General features: G+C 61.3%; 18 protein-coding genes. All 18 read right to left on the bottom strand.

Annotation, left to right across the window (positions count from 1 at the left end; all coding sequences use genetic code 11):
* Nucleotides 1–53 precede the first annotated feature (53 nt).
* Nucleotides 54–1,727, bottom strand: a complete 1,674-nt coding sequence (locus ACJJVH_RS04660) for a ribonuclease J (protein ID WP_112803111.1) — start codon at nucleotides 1,725–1,727, stop codon at nucleotides 54–56.
* Nucleotides 1,728–1,741: 14 nt separating this feature from the next.
* On the bottom strand, nucleotides 1,742–2,494 hold the full coding sequence (locus ACJJVH_RS04655) for a biotin--[acetyl-CoA-carboxylase] ligase (RefSeq protein ID WP_412064824.1): 753 nt from the start codon (nucleotides 2,492–2,494) through the stop codon (nucleotides 1,742–1,744).
* 11 nt (nucleotides 2,495–2,505) lie between these two features.
* Complete coding sequence (nuoN, locus tag ACJJVH_RS04650; RefSeq protein ID WP_112803107.1) at nucleotides 2,506–3,948, bottom strand: NADH-quinone oxidoreductase subunit NuoN; 1,443 nt, start codon at nucleotides 3,946–3,948, stop codon at nucleotides 2,506–2,508.
* An 18-nt stretch (nucleotides 3,949–3,966) separates the two neighbouring features.
* On the bottom strand, nucleotides 3,967–5,478 hold the full coding sequence (locus tag ACJJVH_RS04645; protein WP_113359898.1) for an NADH-quinone oxidoreductase subunit M: 1,512 nt from the start codon (nucleotides 5,476–5,478) through the stop codon (nucleotides 3,967–3,969).
* Complete coding sequence (gene nuoL, locus ACJJVH_RS04640) at nucleotides 5,478–7,472, bottom strand: NADH-quinone oxidoreductase subunit L (RefSeq protein WP_412064823.1); 1,995 nt, start codon at nucleotides 7,470–7,472, stop codon at nucleotides 5,478–5,480. The genes ACJJVH_RS04645 and nuoL overlap by 1 nt, the downstream gene beginning before the upstream one ends.
* 7 nt (nucleotides 7,473–7,479) lie before the next feature.
* Entirely contained in the window at nucleotides 7,480–7,788 is a 309-nt protein-coding gene (gene nuoK / locus ACJJVH_RS04635) for an NADH-quinone oxidoreductase subunit NuoK (protein ID WP_034507513.1), read from the bottom strand.
* Nucleotides 7,789–7,819: 31 nt separating this feature from the next.
* Nucleotides 7,820–8,434 carry an NADH-quinone oxidoreductase subunit J gene (locus tag ACJJVH_RS04630; RefSeq protein WP_112803101.1) on the bottom strand — a complete coding sequence of 205 codons (615 nt, stop codon included), beginning with the start codon at nucleotides 8,432–8,434 and terminating at the stop codon, nucleotides 7,820–7,822.
* 150 nt (nucleotides 8,435–8,584) lie between these two features.
* Nucleotides 8,585–9,076, bottom strand: a complete 492-nt coding sequence (nuoI, locus tag ACJJVH_RS04625; protein ID WP_112803099.1) for an NADH-quinone oxidoreductase subunit NuoI — start codon at nucleotides 9,074–9,076, stop codon at nucleotides 8,585–8,587.
* Nucleotides 9,077–9,115: 39 nt separating this feature from the next.
* Nucleotides 9,116–10,159 (bottom strand): NADH-quinone oxidoreductase subunit NuoH, encoded by a 1,044-nt coding sequence (gene nuoH / locus ACJJVH_RS04620; RefSeq protein ID WP_092710914.1) that lies wholly within the window; start codon nucleotides 10,157–10,159, stop codon nucleotides 9,116–9,118.
* 12 nt (nucleotides 10,160–10,171) lie between these two features.
* Complete coding sequence (nuoG, locus tag ACJJVH_RS04615) at nucleotides 10,172–12,253, bottom strand: NADH-quinone oxidoreductase subunit NuoG (protein ID WP_412064822.1); 2,082 nt, start codon at nucleotides 12,251–12,253, stop codon at nucleotides 10,172–10,174.
* Between the two features lie 242 nt (nucleotides 12,254–12,495).
* A complete protein-coding gene (locus ACJJVH_RS04610; protein ID WP_113503711.1) occupies nucleotides 12,496–13,230 on the bottom strand; it encodes a 5' DNA nuclease in 735 nt (244 codons plus the stop codon).
* Nucleotides 13,231–13,238: 8 nt separating this feature from the next.
* Entirely contained in the window at nucleotides 13,239–14,543 is a 1,305-nt protein-coding gene (gene nuoF, locus ACJJVH_RS04605; RefSeq protein ID WP_112803092.1) for an NADH-quinone oxidoreductase subunit NuoF, read from the bottom strand.
* 10 nt (nucleotides 14,544–14,553) lie between these two features.
* Nucleotides 14,554–15,675: an NADH-quinone oxidoreductase subunit E gene (locus tag ACJJVH_RS04600; protein WP_112803090.1), complete on the bottom strand. Its 1,122-nt coding sequence runs from the start codon at nucleotides 15,673–15,675 to the stop codon at nucleotides 14,554–14,556.
* Between the two features lie 15 nt (nucleotides 15,676–15,690).
* A complete protein-coding gene (locus ACJJVH_RS04595) occupies nucleotides 15,691–16,011 on the bottom strand; it encodes a hypothetical protein (RefSeq protein WP_112803088.1) in 321 nt (106 codons plus the stop codon).
* Nucleotides 16,011–17,201 carry an NADH-quinone oxidoreductase subunit D gene (locus ACJJVH_RS04590; RefSeq protein ID WP_112803086.1) on the bottom strand — a complete coding sequence of 397 codons (1,191 nt, stop codon included), beginning with the start codon at nucleotides 17,199–17,201 and terminating at the stop codon, nucleotides 16,011–16,013. Before ACJJVH_RS04590 ends, ACJJVH_RS04595 begins: the two co-directional genes overlap by 1 nt.
* Nucleotides 17,202–17,267: 66 nt before the next feature.
* Nucleotides 17,268–17,870: an NADH-quinone oxidoreductase subunit C gene (locus ACJJVH_RS04585; RefSeq protein WP_113372353.1), complete on the bottom strand. Its 603-nt coding sequence runs from the start codon at nucleotides 17,868–17,870 to the stop codon at nucleotides 17,268–17,270.
* 18 nt (nucleotides 17,871–17,888) lie between these two features.
* Nucleotides 17,889–18,470, bottom strand: a complete 582-nt coding sequence (locus tag ACJJVH_RS04580) for a NuoB/complex I 20 kDa subunit family protein (protein WP_015339504.1) — start codon at nucleotides 18,468–18,470, stop codon at nucleotides 17,889–17,891.
* Complete coding sequence (locus ACJJVH_RS04575) at nucleotides 18,461–18,826, bottom strand: NADH-quinone oxidoreductase subunit A (RefSeq protein WP_034489570.1); 366 nt, start codon at nucleotides 18,824–18,826, stop codon at nucleotides 18,461–18,463. Before ACJJVH_RS04575 ends, ACJJVH_RS04580 begins: the two co-directional genes overlap by 10 nt.
* Nucleotides 18,827–18,960 lie beyond the last annotated feature (134 nt).

Here is an 18,960-nt window from a genome sequence, read left to right as displayed (position 1 = left end):
CAATTCCAGAACCGCTGCGCACTTTTCCTGGGATCGCTCTAGAAACGCCGGCCTCAGCCGCCCGTGCGCGTGACGAACACGGTGACGAGGGGCTTCTTTCCCCAACCCTGGTTGGCAGCGGCACGCGCGGCGCGGCGAACGGCCTCCCTCAGCATGTCCAGATCCTTGCGGCGGGCGCGGGGGATGCTCTCGATCGCGCTGACGATGGCATCGAAGAGCGTATCCTCCATCTCCTCGCCTTCGTCATCATAGGCCGGCAAGCCGATCGGCACGACATCCGGATCGCCGACGATATCGTAGCGGGCGTCGAGCACGACGTTGACGGCGACATGTCCGACATAGGAAAGCTTCTTCCGCTCGCCGATGCCCATTTCGTCGAAATCGCCGATGAGCGTACCATCCTTGAAGATGCGCCCGTGCGGGGCCTCGCCGATGACTTCGGCAGGTCCTGGCGCGAGGCGCAATATATCGCCGTTGCGAACGCGCGGAACGGTGGAAATGCCGCTCTGTTCGGCCAGTTCCTTATGCGCGGTCAGATGCGTCGCCTCGCCATGCACCGGCACGACAATTGCCGGGCGCGTCCATTCATACATCTTCTGCAGTTCATTGCGCCTGGGATGGCCGGAGACATGCACGAGCGCTTCGGCATCCGTCACGACATGCACACCCTGCTCGATCAGGCCGTTCTTGATATCCTGGATCGCCTTTTCGTTGCCGGGGATGGCACGCGAGGAGAAGACGACGATATCGCCGGCGGCAAGCGCGACGTTACGCATTTCGTCCCGCGCCAGCTTGGCAAGGGCAGCGCGCGGCTCGCCCTGGCTGCCGGTCAGGATGACCACGACCTTGTCGCGCGGAATATAACCATATTCATCCTCGGCGATGAACGGCTTGACGCCTTCCATCAGGCCGATATCGCGCGCGACATCGACAACGCGCTTCAGCGAGCTGCCGAGCAGCAGCACTTCGCGGCCGGCGGCTTCGGCAGCCTCCGCGATGGTGCGGATGCGGCCGACATTCGAGGAAAAGGTCGTGACCGCTACCCTGCCCTCGGCATCTTCGATGATCTTGCGCAGGCTTTCGGAGACATCCTTCTCCGAAGGGGAAACACCATCGCGCAGGGCGTTGGTGGAATCGCACATCAGCGCCAGCACCCCTTCGTCGCCGATCTGGCGGAAGCGGGTCTCGTCGGTCAGCGGACCAAGCGAAGGCTCATGATCGATCTTCCAGTCGCCGGTATGGACGACATTGCCGAGCGGCGTGCGGATCATCAGCGACATCGGCTCGGGGATCGAGTGGTTGACGGCCACGCCTTCGATCTCGAAGGGGCCGACATTGATGCGGTCACCGGCCTTGAAAAGCGTCACCGGGATTTCGCCCATCGACTTCTCATAATCGCGCTTGGCTTCGAGAAGGCCGGCGGTGAAGGCGGAGGCGTAGATCGGGACATTCAGGCCAGGCCAGAGATCGTTGAGCGCGCCGTAGTGATCCTCGTGCGCATGGGTGATGATGATGCCCTTGAGATTCTTGCGCTCCTTGGCGAGGAAACGGATATCCGGCAGCACCAGATCGACCCCCGGCAGGTCCGGTCCCGGAAACGTGACGCCGCAATCGACCATGATCCACTGGCGTTGCTCTGCCGGACCATAGCCGTACAGCGCGAGGTTCATGCCGATTTCGCCGACGCCGCCGAGAGGCAGAAACACCAGTTCGTCTTGCTTCGCCATATGATTTCAACCCATTATCTAAAGAAAACGTCGCCCGCGGCGATCGGCATGATCCTGCCGTCCTCCGTCTCGAGCATCAATAAGCCATTATCATCGATTCCGGAGAAACGGCCCAAAATCGACCGATCCGGCAAGTTTACCGTGATTTTTTCCCCGATGCCGCAGGCGGCCTCGCGCCAGCGCGCGGTGATTTCCCGAATGCCGTCGCCATGGTTCCAGACAGCGAGAGCGTCCGACATGGCCGCATAGAGATGCGCAAACAGCTCGTCCGGCGAAACCATCGAGCCCTGCTGCCTGAGGCACGTTACCGGATACATCGGATTGTCGGGCATGAAGGCGACATTGATGCCGATGCCGATGACCAGCGCATAGCGCCCGTCGGGCACGGCTTCGCCTTCGATCAGGATGCCACAGGTCTTCTTGCGTCCGATAAGAATATCGTTCGGCCACTTGATTTCGGCCGGCTCGGCAGTCAGCGGCAGTACGCTTCGCACCGCCCGATGCACGGCGACCGCGACCGCAAGCGGCAATGAGCCGATACGGTCCATGGGAGCGGGGTCGATCAGAAGGAGAGAGGCGTAGAGATTGCCGGGCTCCGACACCCAGGGGCGACCGCGGCGACCGCGTCCACCCGTCTGGCGTTCGGCGGTCACCCACAGGTTCCCGGGATCGCCGGCGCGTGCGCGCTCAAGGCACACGCTATTCGTCGACGAGGTTTCCTGAAGCGCATCATGCCGGAAGTCGACGAGCGACCTCCGGCTATTCATGTCAGGCACCATCAAAACAGCGTCGCAGCGGCGAGGTCGGCCGCACCGCCGATTGCACCGCCGAAGAAGACGTAGGCAATGACGAACAGGCCGGAGAGACCGAAGACGAGGCGCAACGAACCGGCGGTGCGTGCAAACTCATCCTTGGCTTCATCGAACCACATCACCTTGATGACGCGCAGATAGTAGTAGGCGCCGACGACCGAAGCCAGTACGCCGATGATGGCCAGCGCATAGAGATGCGCCTGGATGGCGGCGACGAAGACGAAGTACTTTCCGAAGAAGCCTGCCAGCGGCGGAATGCCGGCCAGCGAGAACATCAACGCCGTCAGTACGACCGCCATGAAGGGATTGGTCGTGGAAAGGCCGGCGAGATCGTCGATATTTTCGACCTGGCGCCCGTCCTTGCGGCGCATCGCCATGATGATGGCGAAGGAACCGAGCGTCATGGCCATATAGATGACCATGTAGAGCATGACGCCGGAGACGCCCGTCTTGGTGCCGGCCGCCAGCCCTACCAGCGCATACCCCATGTGACCGATCGAGGAATAGGCCATCAGTCGCTTGAAATTGCGCTGGCCGATGGCGGCAAAGGAGCCGAGCACCATCGAGGCAATCGAGATGAACACGATGATCTGCTGCCAGTCGGCAAGCACCGGATGAAAGGCGGTGACGACGATGCGGGTGAGGATCGCCATGGCGGCAACCTTCGGAGCGCCCGCGAAGAAGGCGGTGACCGGCGTCGGCGCGCCTTCGTAAACATCCGGCGTCCACATATGGAACGGCACGGCGGAGATCTTGAAGGCCAGGCCGGCAAGCACGAAGACCAGCCCGAAGACAAGACCGAGCGACCGGGTCTCGGCGCTCAGCGCCGCGGCAATGGCATCGAAACCGGTGTGGCCGGTGAAGCCATAGACCAGCGACATGCCGTAAAGCAGCATGCCGGAGGACAGCGCGCCGAGGACGAAATACTTCAGGCCGGCTTCGGTCGACTTGACGCTGTCGCGGTTGATGGCGGCAACGACGTAGAGGGCAAGCGACTGCAGTTCCAGCGACAGGTAAAGCGAGATCAGGTCATGCGCCGAGATCATCAGCAGGATGCCGAGGGTCGCGAGAACGAGCAGAACCGGGAACTCGAAGCGATCGAGCTGCTGCTCGCGCGCCTGACCCATACTGAGGAACATGGCGACGATCGAGCCGACCAGCGCGACGATCTTCATGAAGCGGGAGAAGCCGTCGGCGAGATAGGCGCCGCCGTAGGCGAGCCCCTCGCCGGGCACGAAGATGATCCAGAGACCGGCCACCGCGAGAAGCGCGATGGCAAGACCGGTGACCGTGGGTCCCGACCGCTCGCCCGAGAAGACGCCGATCATGAGCAGCGCAAGCGCACCGACCGCGAGAATGAGCTCGGGAATGGAAAGATGCAGGCTTGCAAGAATTGTTTCAGCAGTCATGTCGAAAAAGTCCCGTCATCAATTCATCGACAGCGCAACGTTCTGCGCAGCGTGCAGGGCAGCGGTATAGTTGTTCACCAGCAGATCCACCGAAGCGGCCGTGGCGTCGAAGATCGGAGCCGGATAGACGCCGAAGAGGATCGTGAGCGCGATCAGCGGATAGAGGATCAGCTGTTCACGCGGCGAAAGATCCAGCAACTTCTTCAGGTTTTCCTTCTCCAGCGCGCCGAAAATGACGCGGCGATAGAGCCAGAGCGCATAAGCGGCCGACAGGATCACGCCGGTCGCGGCGAAGAGCGCAACCCAGGTATTGGCGCGGAAGACGCCGATCAGGGTCAGGAATTCGCCGATGAAGCCGGAGGTGCCGGGCAGGCCGACATTGGCCATGGTGAAGACCATCATGGCGACCGCGTATTTCGGCATGTTGTTGACCAGGCCGCCGTAAGCCGCGATTTCGCGGGTATGGGTGCGGTCGTAGATCACGCCGACGCAGAGGAAGAGAGCGCCCGAGACGATGCCGTGCGAGAGCATCTGGAAGATCGCTCCCTGCACGCCCTGCTGGTTGGCCGCGAAGATACCCATCGTCACGTAGCCCATGTGGGCGACTGATGAATAGGCGATCAGCTTCTTGATATCGTCCTGCATCAGCGCCACCAGCGACGTGTAGATGATGGCGATCACCGAGAGAGCGAAGACCAGCGGCGCGAAATATTCAGACGCGTTCGGGAACATGCCGAGCGAGAAACGGATGAGACCATAGCCGCCGAGCTTCAGGAGGACGCCTGCCAAAATGACGGAACCGGCCGTCGGCGCCTGAACGTGCGCGTCCGGGAGCCAGGTGTGGACCGGCCACATCGGCATCTTCACCGCGAAGGAGGCGAAGAAGGCGAGCCAGAGCCAGGTCTGCAGCTGCGGCGGGAACTTGTAGGCAAGCAGCGACGGGATGTCGGTCGTGCCGGCCTGCCAGTACATCGCCATGATCGCGAGCAGCATCAGCACCGAGCCGAGCAGCGTGTAGAGGAAGAACTTGTAGCTGGCGTAGACGCGATCCTTGCCGCCCCAGACGCCGATGATCAGGAACATCGGGATAAGGCCGGCTTCGAAGAAGACGTAGAACAGCACGATATCGAGCGACACGAAGACGCCGATCATCATCGTCTCGAGGACGAGGAAGGCGATCATGTAGTCCTTCAGCCGCTTTTCGACCGAGAGCCAGCTTGCCAGAACGCAGAAGGGCATCAGGAAGGTCGACAGGATGACGAACAGCATGGAGATGCCGTCGACGCCCATATGGTAGCTGATGCCGGTGGTCAGCCACTCATGCTTCTCGACCATCTGGAAGCCCGGATTGGCGTTGTCGAACCAGATCCAGATAAACAGCGATACGATGAAGGTGAAGACCGTCGTCGCCAGCGAAATGTTGAGGATGTTGCGGCGGCCGTTGGGGCCGTCGTCCTGCGTGAACAACAGCAGAAGGACACCCACCAGCGGCAGAAACGTGACCGTTGAAAGAATGGGCCAATCGGTCATCAGAGGGAACTCCCGAGCATCATCCAGGTAACGAGGGCTGCAATGCCGAGCAGCATCGCGAAGGCATAGTGATAGAGGTAGCCGGTCTGCAGGCGCACGACGCGGTTGGTGACATCGACGACTCGGGCGGCAATGCCGTTCGGGCCGATGGTATCGATGACCCCGATGTCGCCCTTCTTCCACAGGAAGCGGCCGAGCGCCTTGGCGGAGCGAACGAAGAGGAAGTCATAGAGCTCGTCGAAGTACCACTTGTTCAAGAGGAACTCGTAGAGCGGGCGCTGCTGCTGGGCGAGCCGGCGCGGCGTTTCCGGGGACTTGATGTACATATACCAGGCGACCACGAAACCGACGACCATGGCAATGAACGGGCTGAGCTCGACCCAGTGCGGAGCATGCTCCATCTCTTCGAGGATCTTGTTGTCCGGCAACGTGAAGAGCGCCTGCTTCCAGAATTCCTCATAGTCGTGGCCGACGAAATAATCGTGGAAATACCAGCCGGCGAAGACGGCGCCGATCGCCAGCAGATAGAGCGGGATCAGCATGACATTCGGCGATTCATGCACATGATGCATGACCTCGTGCGAGGCGCGCGGCTTGCCGAAGAAGGTCATGAAGATCAGGCGCCAGGAATAGAAGCTGGTGAACAGCGCGGCGATGACCAGCAGCGTGAAGGCAAAGCCCGCAGCCGGATTATGCGACGTGTAGGAAGCCGCGATGATCGCATCCTTCGAAAAGAAACCGGCAAAACCGAGCGGTGTGAACGGGATGCCGACGCCGGTGATGGCCAGCGTGCCGATAATCATCATCCAGTAGGTCTTCTTGATATGGGTGCGAAGGCCGCCCATATGGCGCATGTCCTGCTCGCCATCGACGGCGTGGATGACCGAGCCGGCGCAAAGGAAGAGCAGCGCCTTGAAGAAGGCGTGGGTGAACAGATGGAAGATCGCCGCGCCGTAAGCGCCGACGCCGAGGGCGACGAACATGTAGCCAAGCTGCGAACAGGTCGAATAAGCGATGACGCGCTTGATGTCGTTCTGAACGAGGCCGACGGTTGCGGCGAAGAAGGCGGTGATCGCGCCGATGACGGTCACGAAGGTCAGTGCATCCGGCGACAGTTCGAAGATCGGCGACATGCGGGCGACGAGGAAGACGCCGGCGGTGACCATGGTTGCCGCGTGGATGAGCGCCGAAACCGGCGTCGGGCCTTCCATGGCGTCCGGCAGCCAGGTGTGCAGCAGGAACTGTGCCGACTTACCCATCGCGCCCATGAAGAGCAGCAGGCAGACGGCCGTCAGGGCGTGGCCGCGATCGAGGTGCATGCCCAGGAAATTGAGCACGATGTCGCTCGGCTGGCCGCCCTGCCCCGAGGCGAAGCTTTGCGCATTGCCGAAGATCACGTCGAAATTGATCGAGCCGAACAGAACGAAGACACCGGCAATCCCGAGAACAAAACCGAAGTCGCCGACGCGGTTGACGATGAAGGCCTTCATGGCCGCCGCCGATGCGGACGGCTTCTTGAACCAGAAGCCGATCAGCAGGTAGGAGGCCAGGCCGACGCCTTCCCAGCCGAAGAACATCTGGGCGAGGTTGTCCGACGTCACCAGCATGAGCATGGCGAAAGTGAAGAGCGAGAGATAGGCGAAGAAGCGCGGACGATGCGGATCGTGGTGCATGTATCCGATCGAGTAGACGTGAACCAGGGTCGAGACCGAGTTCACGACGATCAGCATCACCGAGGTCAGCGTGTCGACGCGCAGCGCCCAGGAAACATCGATGCCGCCGGACTGGATCCAGCGCAGGACTTCAACCTTGATCGGGCCGTCCGTGTGGCCGAGCGCCACCGTGAAGAAGACGACCCAGGAAAGAACCGCGGCGATGATCATCAGGCCGGTGGTAACATATTCCGAAGCCTTGGCGCCGATCGCGCGGCCGAAAAGGCCGGCAACGATCGCGCCGATCAGGGGAAGAAAGACGATAGCCTTATATAAGAACATAGCTGTATCAGCCCTTCATCATGTTGACGTCTTCGACGGCGATGGAGCCGCGGTTGCGGTAGAAGACGACGAGAATTGCAAGACCGATGGCAGCCTCGGCGGCGGCGACAGTCAAAATGAATAGAGCGAAAACCTGGCCGACGATGTCGTTGAGGAACGACGAGAAGGCGACCATGTTGATGTTGACCGCGAGCAAGATGAGTTCGACGGACATCAGGATGATGATGACGTTCTTGCGGTTGAGAAAAATACCGAAGACGCCGAGCACGAAGAGGATGGCGCTAACCGTGAGGTAGTGGGAAAGTCCGATGACCATGTTCTTGTTCCTTTGATCCTCGCGCCTCGCCTCAGACGCCCTGCCCCGGCTTGACCTTGACCACCTCGACGGCGGTAGCAGGCGTGCGGGCGACCTGTTGGGGAATGTTCTGGCGCTTGATGTGCGTGCGATGCTTCAAGGTCAGCACGATCGCGCCGATCATCGCCACCAGCAGCACGAGGCCGGCAATCTCGAAGAAATAAACGTAGTTGGTGTAGAGCACGTCGCCGAGCGCGGCGGTATTCGTTCGGGTTCCCGGCGCCGGGATCGGCATGGCGACCGATTTGGCGATCGTCGGCGAAATCACGCTGCCGCCGATGACGACGATCAGCTCGGCAGCGAGAATGACGCCGATCAATGCGCCGATCGGCGCATATTCCAGAATGCCCGCCCTGAGCTCGGAAAAGTCGATATCGAGCATCATGACGACGAAGAGGAAGAGAACCGCCACGGCGCCGACATAGACGACCAGCAGGATCATCGCCAGGAATTCAGCCCCCATCAGCAGAAAGAGACCGGCCGCGTTGAAGAAAACCAGGATGAGGAACAGGACCGAATGGACCGGATTCCGCGCCGAGATGACCATGAACGCCGACGCCACAGCGACAAAGGCGAAGATATAGAAAAAAAGAGCCTGCAGACCCATGTTGGTGCCTTTTTCGTCTTCCCCCGGGCAGCTGAAAGTTTCCCTGCCCGATGGAGCTCGACCGGACGATGAGTCCGGCAAAGCCCCGGTCTAGATTCAACCGCGACGGCGACAAGCGCGCCGCCCGTCACGGCATATTCAAAACTCCGCTCAGCGGTACGGCGAATCAATCGCGATGTTGCGCGCGATTTCGCGTTCCCAGCGGTCGCCATTGTCCAGGAGCCGCGCCTTGTCGAAGTAGAGTTCTTCGCGGGTCTCGGTGGCGAATTCGAAGTTCGGCCCTTCGACGATCGCGTCGACCGGGCAGGCTTCCTGGCAGAAGCCGCAATAGATGCACTTCACCATGTCGATGTCGTAACGCACCGTGCGGCGGGTGCCGTCGTTGCGGCGCGGCCCGGCCTCGATGGTGATGGCCTGGGCAGGACAGATGGCTTCGCAGAGCTTGCAGGCGATGCAACGCTCTTCGCCGTTGGGATAACGGCGCAGCGCATGTTCGCCACGGAAGCGCGGGCTGACCGGCCCTTTTTCGAAAGGATAGTTGATCGTCGCCTTCTGCTTGAAGAAGTAACGCATCGACAAGAAGAATGCGCCGACGAATTCCTTGAGGAACAGCGAGCTGACGGCGTTGGACAAACCGGCCATCTTAACCTCCAAAACTGCCAGAAGCGGGGAAAGACATCATCACGCCCATCCCGTCAGCTTCAGCACGAATGCAACGATAACGACCATGGCGAGCGACAGCGGCAGGAAAACCTTCCAGCCGAGACGCATGAGCTGGTCGTAGCGGTAGCGCGGCACGAAAGCCTTCACCATCGCGAACATGAAGAAAACCAGGCACGACTTCAGCAGGAACCAGATGATGCCCGGAACCCAGTTGAGGATCCAGATATCGACCGGAGGCAGCCAGCCGCCGAGGAAGAGAATCGTCGTCAGCGAGCACATCAGGACGACGGCGGCATATTCGCCGAGCATGAACATCATGTAAGGCGAAGAGCCGTATTCGACCATGAAGCCGGCAACCAGCTCCGATTCCGCTTCCGGAAGGTCGAAGGGCGGACGGTTGGTTTCTGCCAGCGCCGAGATGAAGAACACGATGAACATCGGGAACAGCGACAGCCAGTGCCAGTCGAGGAACGAGGCCGGCAGGCCGAGCTTGGTGCCGAGGCCGGTCTGCTGCGAGAGCACGATATCCGTCAGGTTCAGCGAACCGACGCAGAGCAGCACGGTGACGATGACGAGGCCGATCGAGACTTCGTAGGACACCATCTGCGCCGCCGAGCGCAGCGCGCCGAGGAACGGATACTTCGAGTTCGAAGCCCAGCCGCCCATGATGATGCCGTAAACTTCGAGCGACGAAATCGCCAGGATATAGAGGATGCCGACGTTGATGTCGGCGACGACCCAGTTCTGCGCCACCGGCACGACCGCCCAGGTGGAGAGCGCCAGCACCACGGAAACCAGCGGAGCCAGCAGGAACACGGTCTTGTTGGCGCCGGCCGGGATGATCGGCTCCTTGAACATGAACTTGAGCAAGTCGGCGAAGGACTGGAACAGGCCGAAGGGGCCGACGACGTTCGGGCCGCGGCGCAGCTGCACGGCCGCCCAGATCTTACGGTCGGCAAGCAGGATGTAGGCGATGAAGACCAGCAGGCAGACCAGGAGCAGCAGGGACTGGCCGATCATGATCAGCGCCGGCCAGAGATAGGTCGAAACGAATGAGTCCATAGTCCTGTGCCCTTACTCTGCCGCAACGCGGAAATTGTTGCGGGCCAATGCCGAGCACTCGGCCATGACAGCCGATGCGCGCGTTATCGGGTTCGTCAAATAGAAGTCTTTGATCGGCGAAGCAAATGCCGATTTGCCCATGGCGCCGGCTTTTTTCGCAAGTGCGGCAATTTGGGCGCTATCGCCTTCGGCAATCTCGTCGATACCGGCGAAATGCGGGAAGGCTGCATAGAGCTTGGAGCGCAATTCCCTCAGCGAATCAAAGGGAAGCTTCTTGCCGAGCACGTCGGAAAGGGCGCGGATGATCGCCCAGTCCTCGCGGGCGTCGCCCGGCGCAAAACCGGCGCGGTTGCCCATCTGGACGCGGCCCTCGGTGTTGACCCAGGTGCAAGACTTCTCGGTGTAGGCGGCAGCCGGCAGGATGACGTCTGCGCTCTGCGCGCCATTGTCGCCATGCGAGCCGATATAGACCGTAAACTTCGCGCCCTTGCGGCTGAAATCGAGTTCGTCGGCACCCAGCAGGAAGAGGACGTCCATCGACGACAGCATGGCAGCGGCATTGACGCCCTTTTCGCCCGGCACGAAGCCGAGATCGAGGCCACCGACGCGCGAGGCCGCGGTGTGCAGCACGGCAAAGCCGTTCCAGTCATCCTTGACGACGCCGACGGCGGCGGCGAGCTTTGCGGCGTTCGCCAGCACTTCGGCACCGTCTTCACGGATCAGGGCGCCCTGCCCGATGATGATCATCGGCCTCTCGGCGTTCTTCAGGACGTCGGCGAAGCTATGCGAACCGCTGACGATATCGGCCAGCGTATCCGGGCCGGCGCCGAGATAATCGTAGGAATAGCGAAGATCGGCGGCTTCGCCGATCACGCCGATCGGGAACTTGCCGCGGCGCCAGCGCTTGCGAATGCGCGAGTTCATGACGGCAGCTTCGAAGCGAGGATTGGCGCCGACGATCAGCAGCGCATCGGCGGCTTCGATGCCCTGGATGCTCGGGTTGAAGATGTAGCTTGCGCGGCCGAGCGACGGATCAAGCGCCGTCCCGTCCTGGCGACAGTCGAGATTCTCCGATCCCAGCGATTTCAGCAGCTCGGACAGAGCGTACATTTCCTCGACCGAGGCGAGATCGCCGGCGATGGCGCCGATCTTGTCGCCGCTGGTGGCCGAAACCGCCGATTTGATGGCGGCGAAGGCATCGCTCCAGCTTGCCGGCTGAAGGCGGCCGTCCTTGCGGACATAAGGCTTGTCGAGACGCTGGGTCTTCAGGCCGTCCCAGATGAAGCGGGTCTTGTCGGAGATCCACTCTTCGTTGATCTGTTCGTTGACCCTCGGCAGAACGCGCATGACTTCGCGGCCACGGGTATCGACGCGGATCGCCGAGCCGAGCGCGTCCATGACGTCGATCGATTCGGTCTTGTTCAGTTCCCACGGACGAGCCGTGAAGGCGAAGGGCTTCGAGGTCAGCGCGCCGACCGGGCAAAGGTCAACGACGTTGCCCTGCAGCTCGGAGGTCATCGCCTGCTCGAGATAGGTGGTGATTTCCGCGTCCTCGCCGCGGCCGATGAGGCCGAGTTCGGAAATGCCGGCAACTTCCGTCGTGAAGCGAACGCAGCGCGTGCAGTGGATGCAGCGGTTCATCACGGTCTTGACGAGCGGTCCGATATACTTGTCCTCGACGGCGCGCTTGTCTTCCTGATAGCGCGAGCTGTCGATGCCGAAGGCCATGGCCTGGTCCTGCAGGTCGCATTCGCCGCCCTGGTCGCAGATCGGGCAATCCAGCGGGTGGTTGATCAGCAGGAACTCCATCACGCCTTCGCGGGCCTTCTTGACCATCGGCGTGTTGGTGAAGACTTCCGGAAGCTCGCCGTTCGGGCCGCCGCGGATATCGCGAACGCCCATGGCGCAGGATGCCTGCGGCTTCGGCGGACCACCCTTCACCTCCACGAGGCACATGCGGCAATTGCCGGCCACCGACAGTCGTTCATGGAAGCAGAAGCGCGGGACTTCGGCACCGGCTTCCTCGCACGCCTGGATAAGCGTGTAGTGATCCGGAACTTCGATCTCTTTACCGTCAATCTTCAGTTTAGCCATCGTCCACTCAGTCCTATGTCACGTCTTCAGCCCAACCTGGCCGCAGACAATTTCATGATCGCAAGCCGGATTGCCATCGGGACGGCTCAAATGCCTGATGGCGCCAGTTCGCTCACAATAAGCCTTGCCGAATCTTGCCCCCGCAAGACCGGCTTTGCGATCGAAACATGCGGGCCACGCCCGCGCCGTCTCCATCGCCCTCATTCACCCTCCGCGGCCGTCCAATACAGCCGGGAAAAAACTCAACTCCGGCCCTTCGGCCGCAACGCCTTCGCCTGACCGACCCAATCGTCACGCCGGATGCGGCCATCGAAACCGAGCTCCGCGTCGATCCGGTCGATATCCGCATCGCTCCAGGCGGCGATATCGGCAAATCGCTTGATGCCGCGTCCGTTCAGCACCTGTTCGAGCTTTGGACCGATACCGGAAATCCGCTTCAGGTCGTCAGCCTTTGCCGCAGCCTTGCGGCCGCGCGCAGGAGCCGGCTTTGCCGCAACCAGCGCCGCTGCATCAGCTTTGCTCCTGCTCCTCGCAGGTGCCGCCGCCGTTGCAGGCGCAACCGGCTTCACTTCGGCCTTCCTTGCCACCGCAGGCTTCAAGGCCGCAACCTTCGGCTTCGACACGACCGGCTTGGCGGCCGACGCTGCCTTGATCGGCTTTGCTTCCCCTGCCCCATCCCTGTCTACAACCGGCTTTTCTTCGGCGGCGGCAACATTCCTCGCCTCCGGCTCGGAACCACGCTTGCGGGAGGCTTCGACCGCTCCCTGAAACGCACCGAAGAATGCTCCGGCGATCTGCGACGTAAGACCGAAGCCTATCGCCGCTGCCGCGGCAAACGCCGCCGCCTGATGAGCCATCAGCGGATGGACCGGCATGATCGGCGCGTTCCGCAGCATATCGGCGGCGACGCGACCGAGATCGGCCGATGCGTCATCGGTCGCTCCGCCGTCGTGCTTGATATGCTCGGTCTTCGCCATGACAATCCTTACTCGGCTGCTTCCAGAACCGCGCCGTGGCTGGTCGCGTTGGCGGTGTACTGGTCGATACGCTTCTCGATCTCGGGACGGAAATTGCGGATCAGACCCTGAACCGGCCATGCGGCTGCGTCACCGAGCGCACAGATGGTATGACCTTCGATCTGCTTCGTCACCTGAAACAGCATGTCGATTTCGCGCTTCTGCGCGTTGCCGCGAGCCATACGCTCAAGAACGCGCCACATCCAGCCCGTTCCTTCGCGGCACGGAGTACACTGACCGCAGCTTTCGTGCTTGAAGAAGGCCGAGATGCGGGCAATCGCCTTGATGATGTCGGTCGACTTGTCCATGACGATCGCCGCAGCCGTACCGAAGGACGACTTGACCTCGCGCAGGCCGTCGAAATCCATCGGGCAGTCGATGATATCGGCAGCCGGAACGACCGGGCACGACGCACCGCCGGGGATGACGGCAAGCAGGTTCTCCCAGCCGCCGCGAACGCCGCCGGCGTGCTTGTCGACCAGCTCGCGGAAGGTGATGCCCATCGTTTCCTCGACCGTGCAGGGACGGTTGACGTGGCCCGAGATCATGAACAGCTTCGTGCCGACATTGTTCGGGCGGCCGAAGGAGGAGAACCATGCGGCACCGCGGCGCAGGATCGTCGGCGCAACGGCGATGGACTCGACGTTGTTGACAGTGGTCGGGCAGCCGTAGAGACCCATATTGGCCGGGAATGGCGGCTTCAGGCGCGGCTGGCCCTTCTTGCCTTCCAGGCTCTCCAGCAGCGCGGTTTCCTCGCCGCAGATATAAGCGCCGGCGCCATGATGAACGAAAACATCATAATCCCAGCCGAGCTTGTTGTTTTTGCCAAGTAATCCGGCATCGTAGCATTCGTCGATCGCAGCCTGAAGGGCTTCGCGTTCGCGCATGTATTCGCCACGGACATAGATATAGGCCGCATGGGCGCCCATGGCGAAACCGGCGATGACGCAGCCTTCGATCAGCGTATGCGGATCGTGGCGCATGATGTCGCGGTCCTTGCAGGTGCCGGGCTCGGATTCGTCGGCGTTGACGACGAGATAATGCGGGCGGCCGTCGCTTTCCTTCGGCATGAAGGACCACTTCAGACCCGTCGGAAAGCCTGCACCGCCGCGGCCGCGAAGGCCGGAAGCCTTCATCTCGTTGATGATCCAGTCACGACCCTTTTCGAGGATTTGCTTCGTGCCATCCCAATGGCCGCGCGACATCGCGCCCTTGAGGGATTTATCCTTGAGGCCGTAGATATTGGTAAAGATGCGATCCTGATCCTGTAACATGCTTCACCTCTTACCGCGGCTTCTTGCCGAAGACCTTGATATATTCCGCTTCGCCACCCTTAGCGAGTGCCTCAGCCTGCTTGATCCAATCGTCACGCTCGATGCGGCCCTTGAAATTCAGATAGCCGTCGACCCATTCACGCTCGGCCTTCTTCCAGCTCGCGATCTGCGCGAAGGTAAAGATGCCGAGCTCATGCAAGGTCCCCTCGATCTTGGGCCCGACCCCCGAAATGAGCTGCAGATTATCCGGCTGCGCCGGTCTTTCGATACCGGCGGGACGATTCTCGTCATCAAGCGACGGCTTCCCGGCGACAGGCTCCGCGGCCGCGGTGCCCGAAAGAGGCTGCGTTTCGGCCGCCTTGGCGTTCCTGGCTGCGGCAGCCGGTTCGGTCGCCGGCGTTTTCAGGCTCGGATTGGTTTCAGCATCCGTGCTCTTGGCGCGGGCAGCTTCGGATGGCGGGATCGAGACAGCCTCGGCAGTGGCTTTGGCCGTCTTGCCGGCTACGCTCTTCGCCTTCGCCTCATCCGACAGGAGAGACGTCAAACCACCTTCCGGAGCGGAGAAAACGCGATCGATCTGCGGACCGGTCGGAATTTCATGCCCCTTGCCTGCGGCGAACGCGTCGATGATCTCTTCGAGACGTGCCGGCGTCAGATCCTCATAGGTATCCTTGCCGATTACGACCATCGGTGCGTTGACGCAGGCGCCCTGACATTCCACCTCTTCCCAGGAGAGCGTGCCGTCGGCGTTGCGCTCGAAAGCATGATCGTGGATCCGGCTCTTGCAGACCTTGATCAGCCCCTCGGCGCCGCGCAGCATGCAGGGCGTCGTGCCGCAAACCTGAACGTGAGCGCGCGTGCCGACCGGGTGCAGCTGGAACTGCGTATAGAAGGTCGCGACTTCGAGCGCGCGGATATAGGCCATGTCGAGCATGTCGGCGATCGTTTCGATAGCCGCCTTGGTGACCCAGCCTTCCTGCTCCTGCGCACGCATCATCAGCGGGATGATCGCGGACTGCTGGCGACCCTCGGGATATTTATTGATCGTCTTTTCCGCCCAGACCGCATTCTCCTTGTTGAAGGCGAACGCGGCAGGCTGGAATTGATCTTCGGCTAGTCGACGAACGGACATCTTTCACGCCTTATCTCAGTTTAAGGACCCACACCGCGTATTCGTCAGAGACGAGAATTCGCAGGCATAGGCCGACTGGTCTTTCTGCATAAACACAACAAACTTGCCGCCGTTCGGCACAGCGGCCTTGATCTGATAACCGCGGGAAAGAAGGTCGGCCATGGTCGAATCCCCTCCGCCCGACGTACCCTCATTTCCGCCCTTCGCAGAATTCGCGCCGATCGCATTCGAACCCTGCGTGGTGATGTTCGGCAGTGTCTGCGTCTTGCCGGCTTGCTGCGCGGAAGCGCCGCAGGCGACGAAGATCACGGGAATGACGACCTGCCAGGCTCGCATCAGCGATCCACCTCACCGAACACGATATCGAGCGAACCGAGCACCGCCGCCACGTCGGCGAGCTGATGGCCGCGGCACATGAAATCCATGGCTTGCAGATGCGCATAGCCCGGCGCACGGATCTTGCAGCGGTAGGGCTTGTTGGAGCCGTCCGAGACGAGATAGACGCCGAACTCGCCCTTCGGCGCCTCGACGGCCGCATAAACCTCGCCGGCCGGTACGTGATAGCCTTCGGTATAGAGCTTGAAATGGTGGATCAACGCTTCCATCGAGCGCTTCATCTCGCCGCGCTTCGGCGGAACCACCTTGCCATCAAGCGACGAAACCGGCCCGGTCCTTGCGTCACCCAGCAGGCGATTGACGCACTGCTTCATGATGCGGACGGCCTCGCGCATTTCGATCATGCGGATGAGGTAGCGGTCGTAGCAATCGCCGTTCTTGCCGATCGGGATGTCGAATTCGAGATCGGCATAGCATTCGTAGGGCTGCGCCTTGCGCAGGTCCCAGGCAGCGCCGGAGCCGCGGACCATGACGCCGGAGAAGCCCCAGGCCCAACAGTCTTCCAGCGAAACCACGCCGATATCGACGTTACGCTGCTTGAAGATGCGGTTGCCGGTCAGAAGGTCGTCGATATCGTCGAGCGCCTTCAGGAAAGGATCGCACCAGTCGCCGATATCCTGCACGAGCTTCTCGGGAAGGTCCTGGTGAACGCCGCCCGGACGAACGTAAGCGGCGTGCATGCGCGAGCCGGAGGCGCGCTCGTAGAACACCATCAGCTTTTCGCGCTCTTCGAAGCCCCAGAGCGGCGGCGTCAGCGCGCCGACGTCCATGGCCTGCGTCGTGACGTTGAGCAGGTGCGACAGGATACGGCCGATTTCCGAGTAGAGCACGCGGATCAGCTGACCGCGGATCGGGATGTCGATGCCGAGCAGCTTTTCGACGGCCAGCGCATAGGCATGCTCCTGGTTCATCGGCGCCACGTAGTCGAGGCGATCGAAATAAGGAACGGCCTGGAGGTAGGTCTTCGTTTCGATCAGCTTTTCCGTGCCGCGATGCAGCAGGCCGATATGCGGATCGACGCGTTCCACAATTTCGCCGTCCAGTTCCAGCACAAGACGCAAAACGCCGTGCGCGGCCGGATGCTGCGGACCGAAATTGATGTTGAAGTTGCGAACGTTATGTTCTGTCATGGCGGCGATGCTCGCGTTTTCAGAATTTCAGAGAATGGCAGGCCGAGGCCCGCCACACGCCATAAATCAGGCCTTCGCCTTCTCGTCGCCCGGAAGCACATAGTCGGTGCCCTCCCACGGTGACAGGAAGTCGAAATTGCGGAATTCCTGCTTCAGTTCCACAGGCTCGTAAACGACGCGCTTGGCGGCGTCGTCATAGCGAACCTCGACGAAACCGGTCGTCGGGAAATCCTTGCGCAGCGGATGGCCTTCGAAACCGTAGTCCGTGAGGATACGGCGCAGATCCGGGTGCCCGGTGAAGAGAACGCCGTACATGTCCCAGGTTTCACGCTCGAACCAATCGGCGCCGGGATAAATGCCGCAAACAGACGGAACGGCCTCATCTTCGCCGACGGGAACCTTGACGCGGATGCGAATGTTCTTTTTCGGCGACAGGAGATGGTAGACGACGTCGAAACGCTCGGCGCGCTGCGGCCAGTCGACACCGCAAATGTCCGTTATGTTGACGAAACCGCACTTGGCATCGTCACGCAGGAAGGTCAGCAGGGCGATAACGTTTTCGGCCGTCGTCGTCACGTTCAGCTCGCCGTACTTGATCTCGCTCGAGGAGATCAGGGCGCTGCGAACTTCCGTAAGATAAGCGGCGAGCTCGTTCAGGGCTTCACTCATGATACCTTGTCCCCTGCCTTACCGTTCGATCGTGCCGGTGCGCCGGATCTTCTTCTGCAGCAGAAGCACGCCGTAAAGCAGCGCCTCTGCCGTGGGAGGACAGCCCGGGATATAAATGTCGATGGGAACGACACGGTCGCATCCGCGCACGACGGAATAGGAATAGTGATAGTAACCGCCGCCATTGGCACAGGAGCCCATGGAGATGACGTAGCGCGGCTCGGGCATCTGGTCGTAGACCTTGCGCAGAGCGGGCGCCATCTTGTTGGTCAGCGTACCGGCGACGATCATGACGTCGGACTGGCGCGGCGAAGCGCGCGGCGCAAAACCGAAGCGCTCGACGTCGTAGCGCGGCATGGAAACCTGCATCATCTCGACCGCGCAGCAGGCGAGACCGAAGGTCATCCACATCAGGGAGCCGGTGCGGGCCCAGTTGATCAGCTCATCGGTGGAGGTGACCAGAAAGCCCTTGTCGGCGAGTTCGTTGTTGATCTCGCCGAAGAACGGATCGTTGCTGCCGACGGGTCTGCCGGTCGCGGGATCGATGATCCCCTTCGGCTGCGGCGCCACGAGCGTCGTGTTGCTTGGGGCTACTCCCATTCCAGGGCTCCCTTCTTCCATTCATAGATAAAGCCGATGGTCAGCACCGCGAGGAATACCATCATCGACCAGAACCCGAACCAGCCGATCGCACCGAACGACACGGCCCAGGGAAAGAGGAAGGCGACTTCCAGGTCGAAGATGATGAAGAGAATCGATACCAGGTAGAAACGGATATCGAACTTCATGCGGGCGTCATCGAATGCATTGAAGCCGCATTCATAGGCCGAGAGCTTTTCCGAGTCAGGCGCCTTGAAGGCGACGGCGAACGGCGTGATCAACAGCGCCAGGCCAATCACCAAGGCAATACCAATGAAAATCGCTATCGGAATATAGGAACTGAGCAGTCCAGTCATCATGTCCATCCCTGCTTGCGGTGAGCGCCGGGCGGGCGCTTTTGAGCAAATGCCCAGCAAGCGAAAGAGCGTTGCAACAAAGCCGTGGTTAGCGCAGCCGGAGCGCGCGCGCAAGCCTTTTGAATCGGTCCGTT

The sequence above is a fragment of the Rhizobium sp. SYY.PMSO genome (genome assembly GCF_046840415.1).
In the GTDB taxonomy this organism is placed as follows: Bacteria; Pseudomonadota; Alphaproteobacteria; order Rhizobiales; family Rhizobiaceae; genus Rhizobium.
Note: the sequence above shows the minus strand (reverse complement) of the source record. Positions and strands in the feature narration are given on the sequence as shown.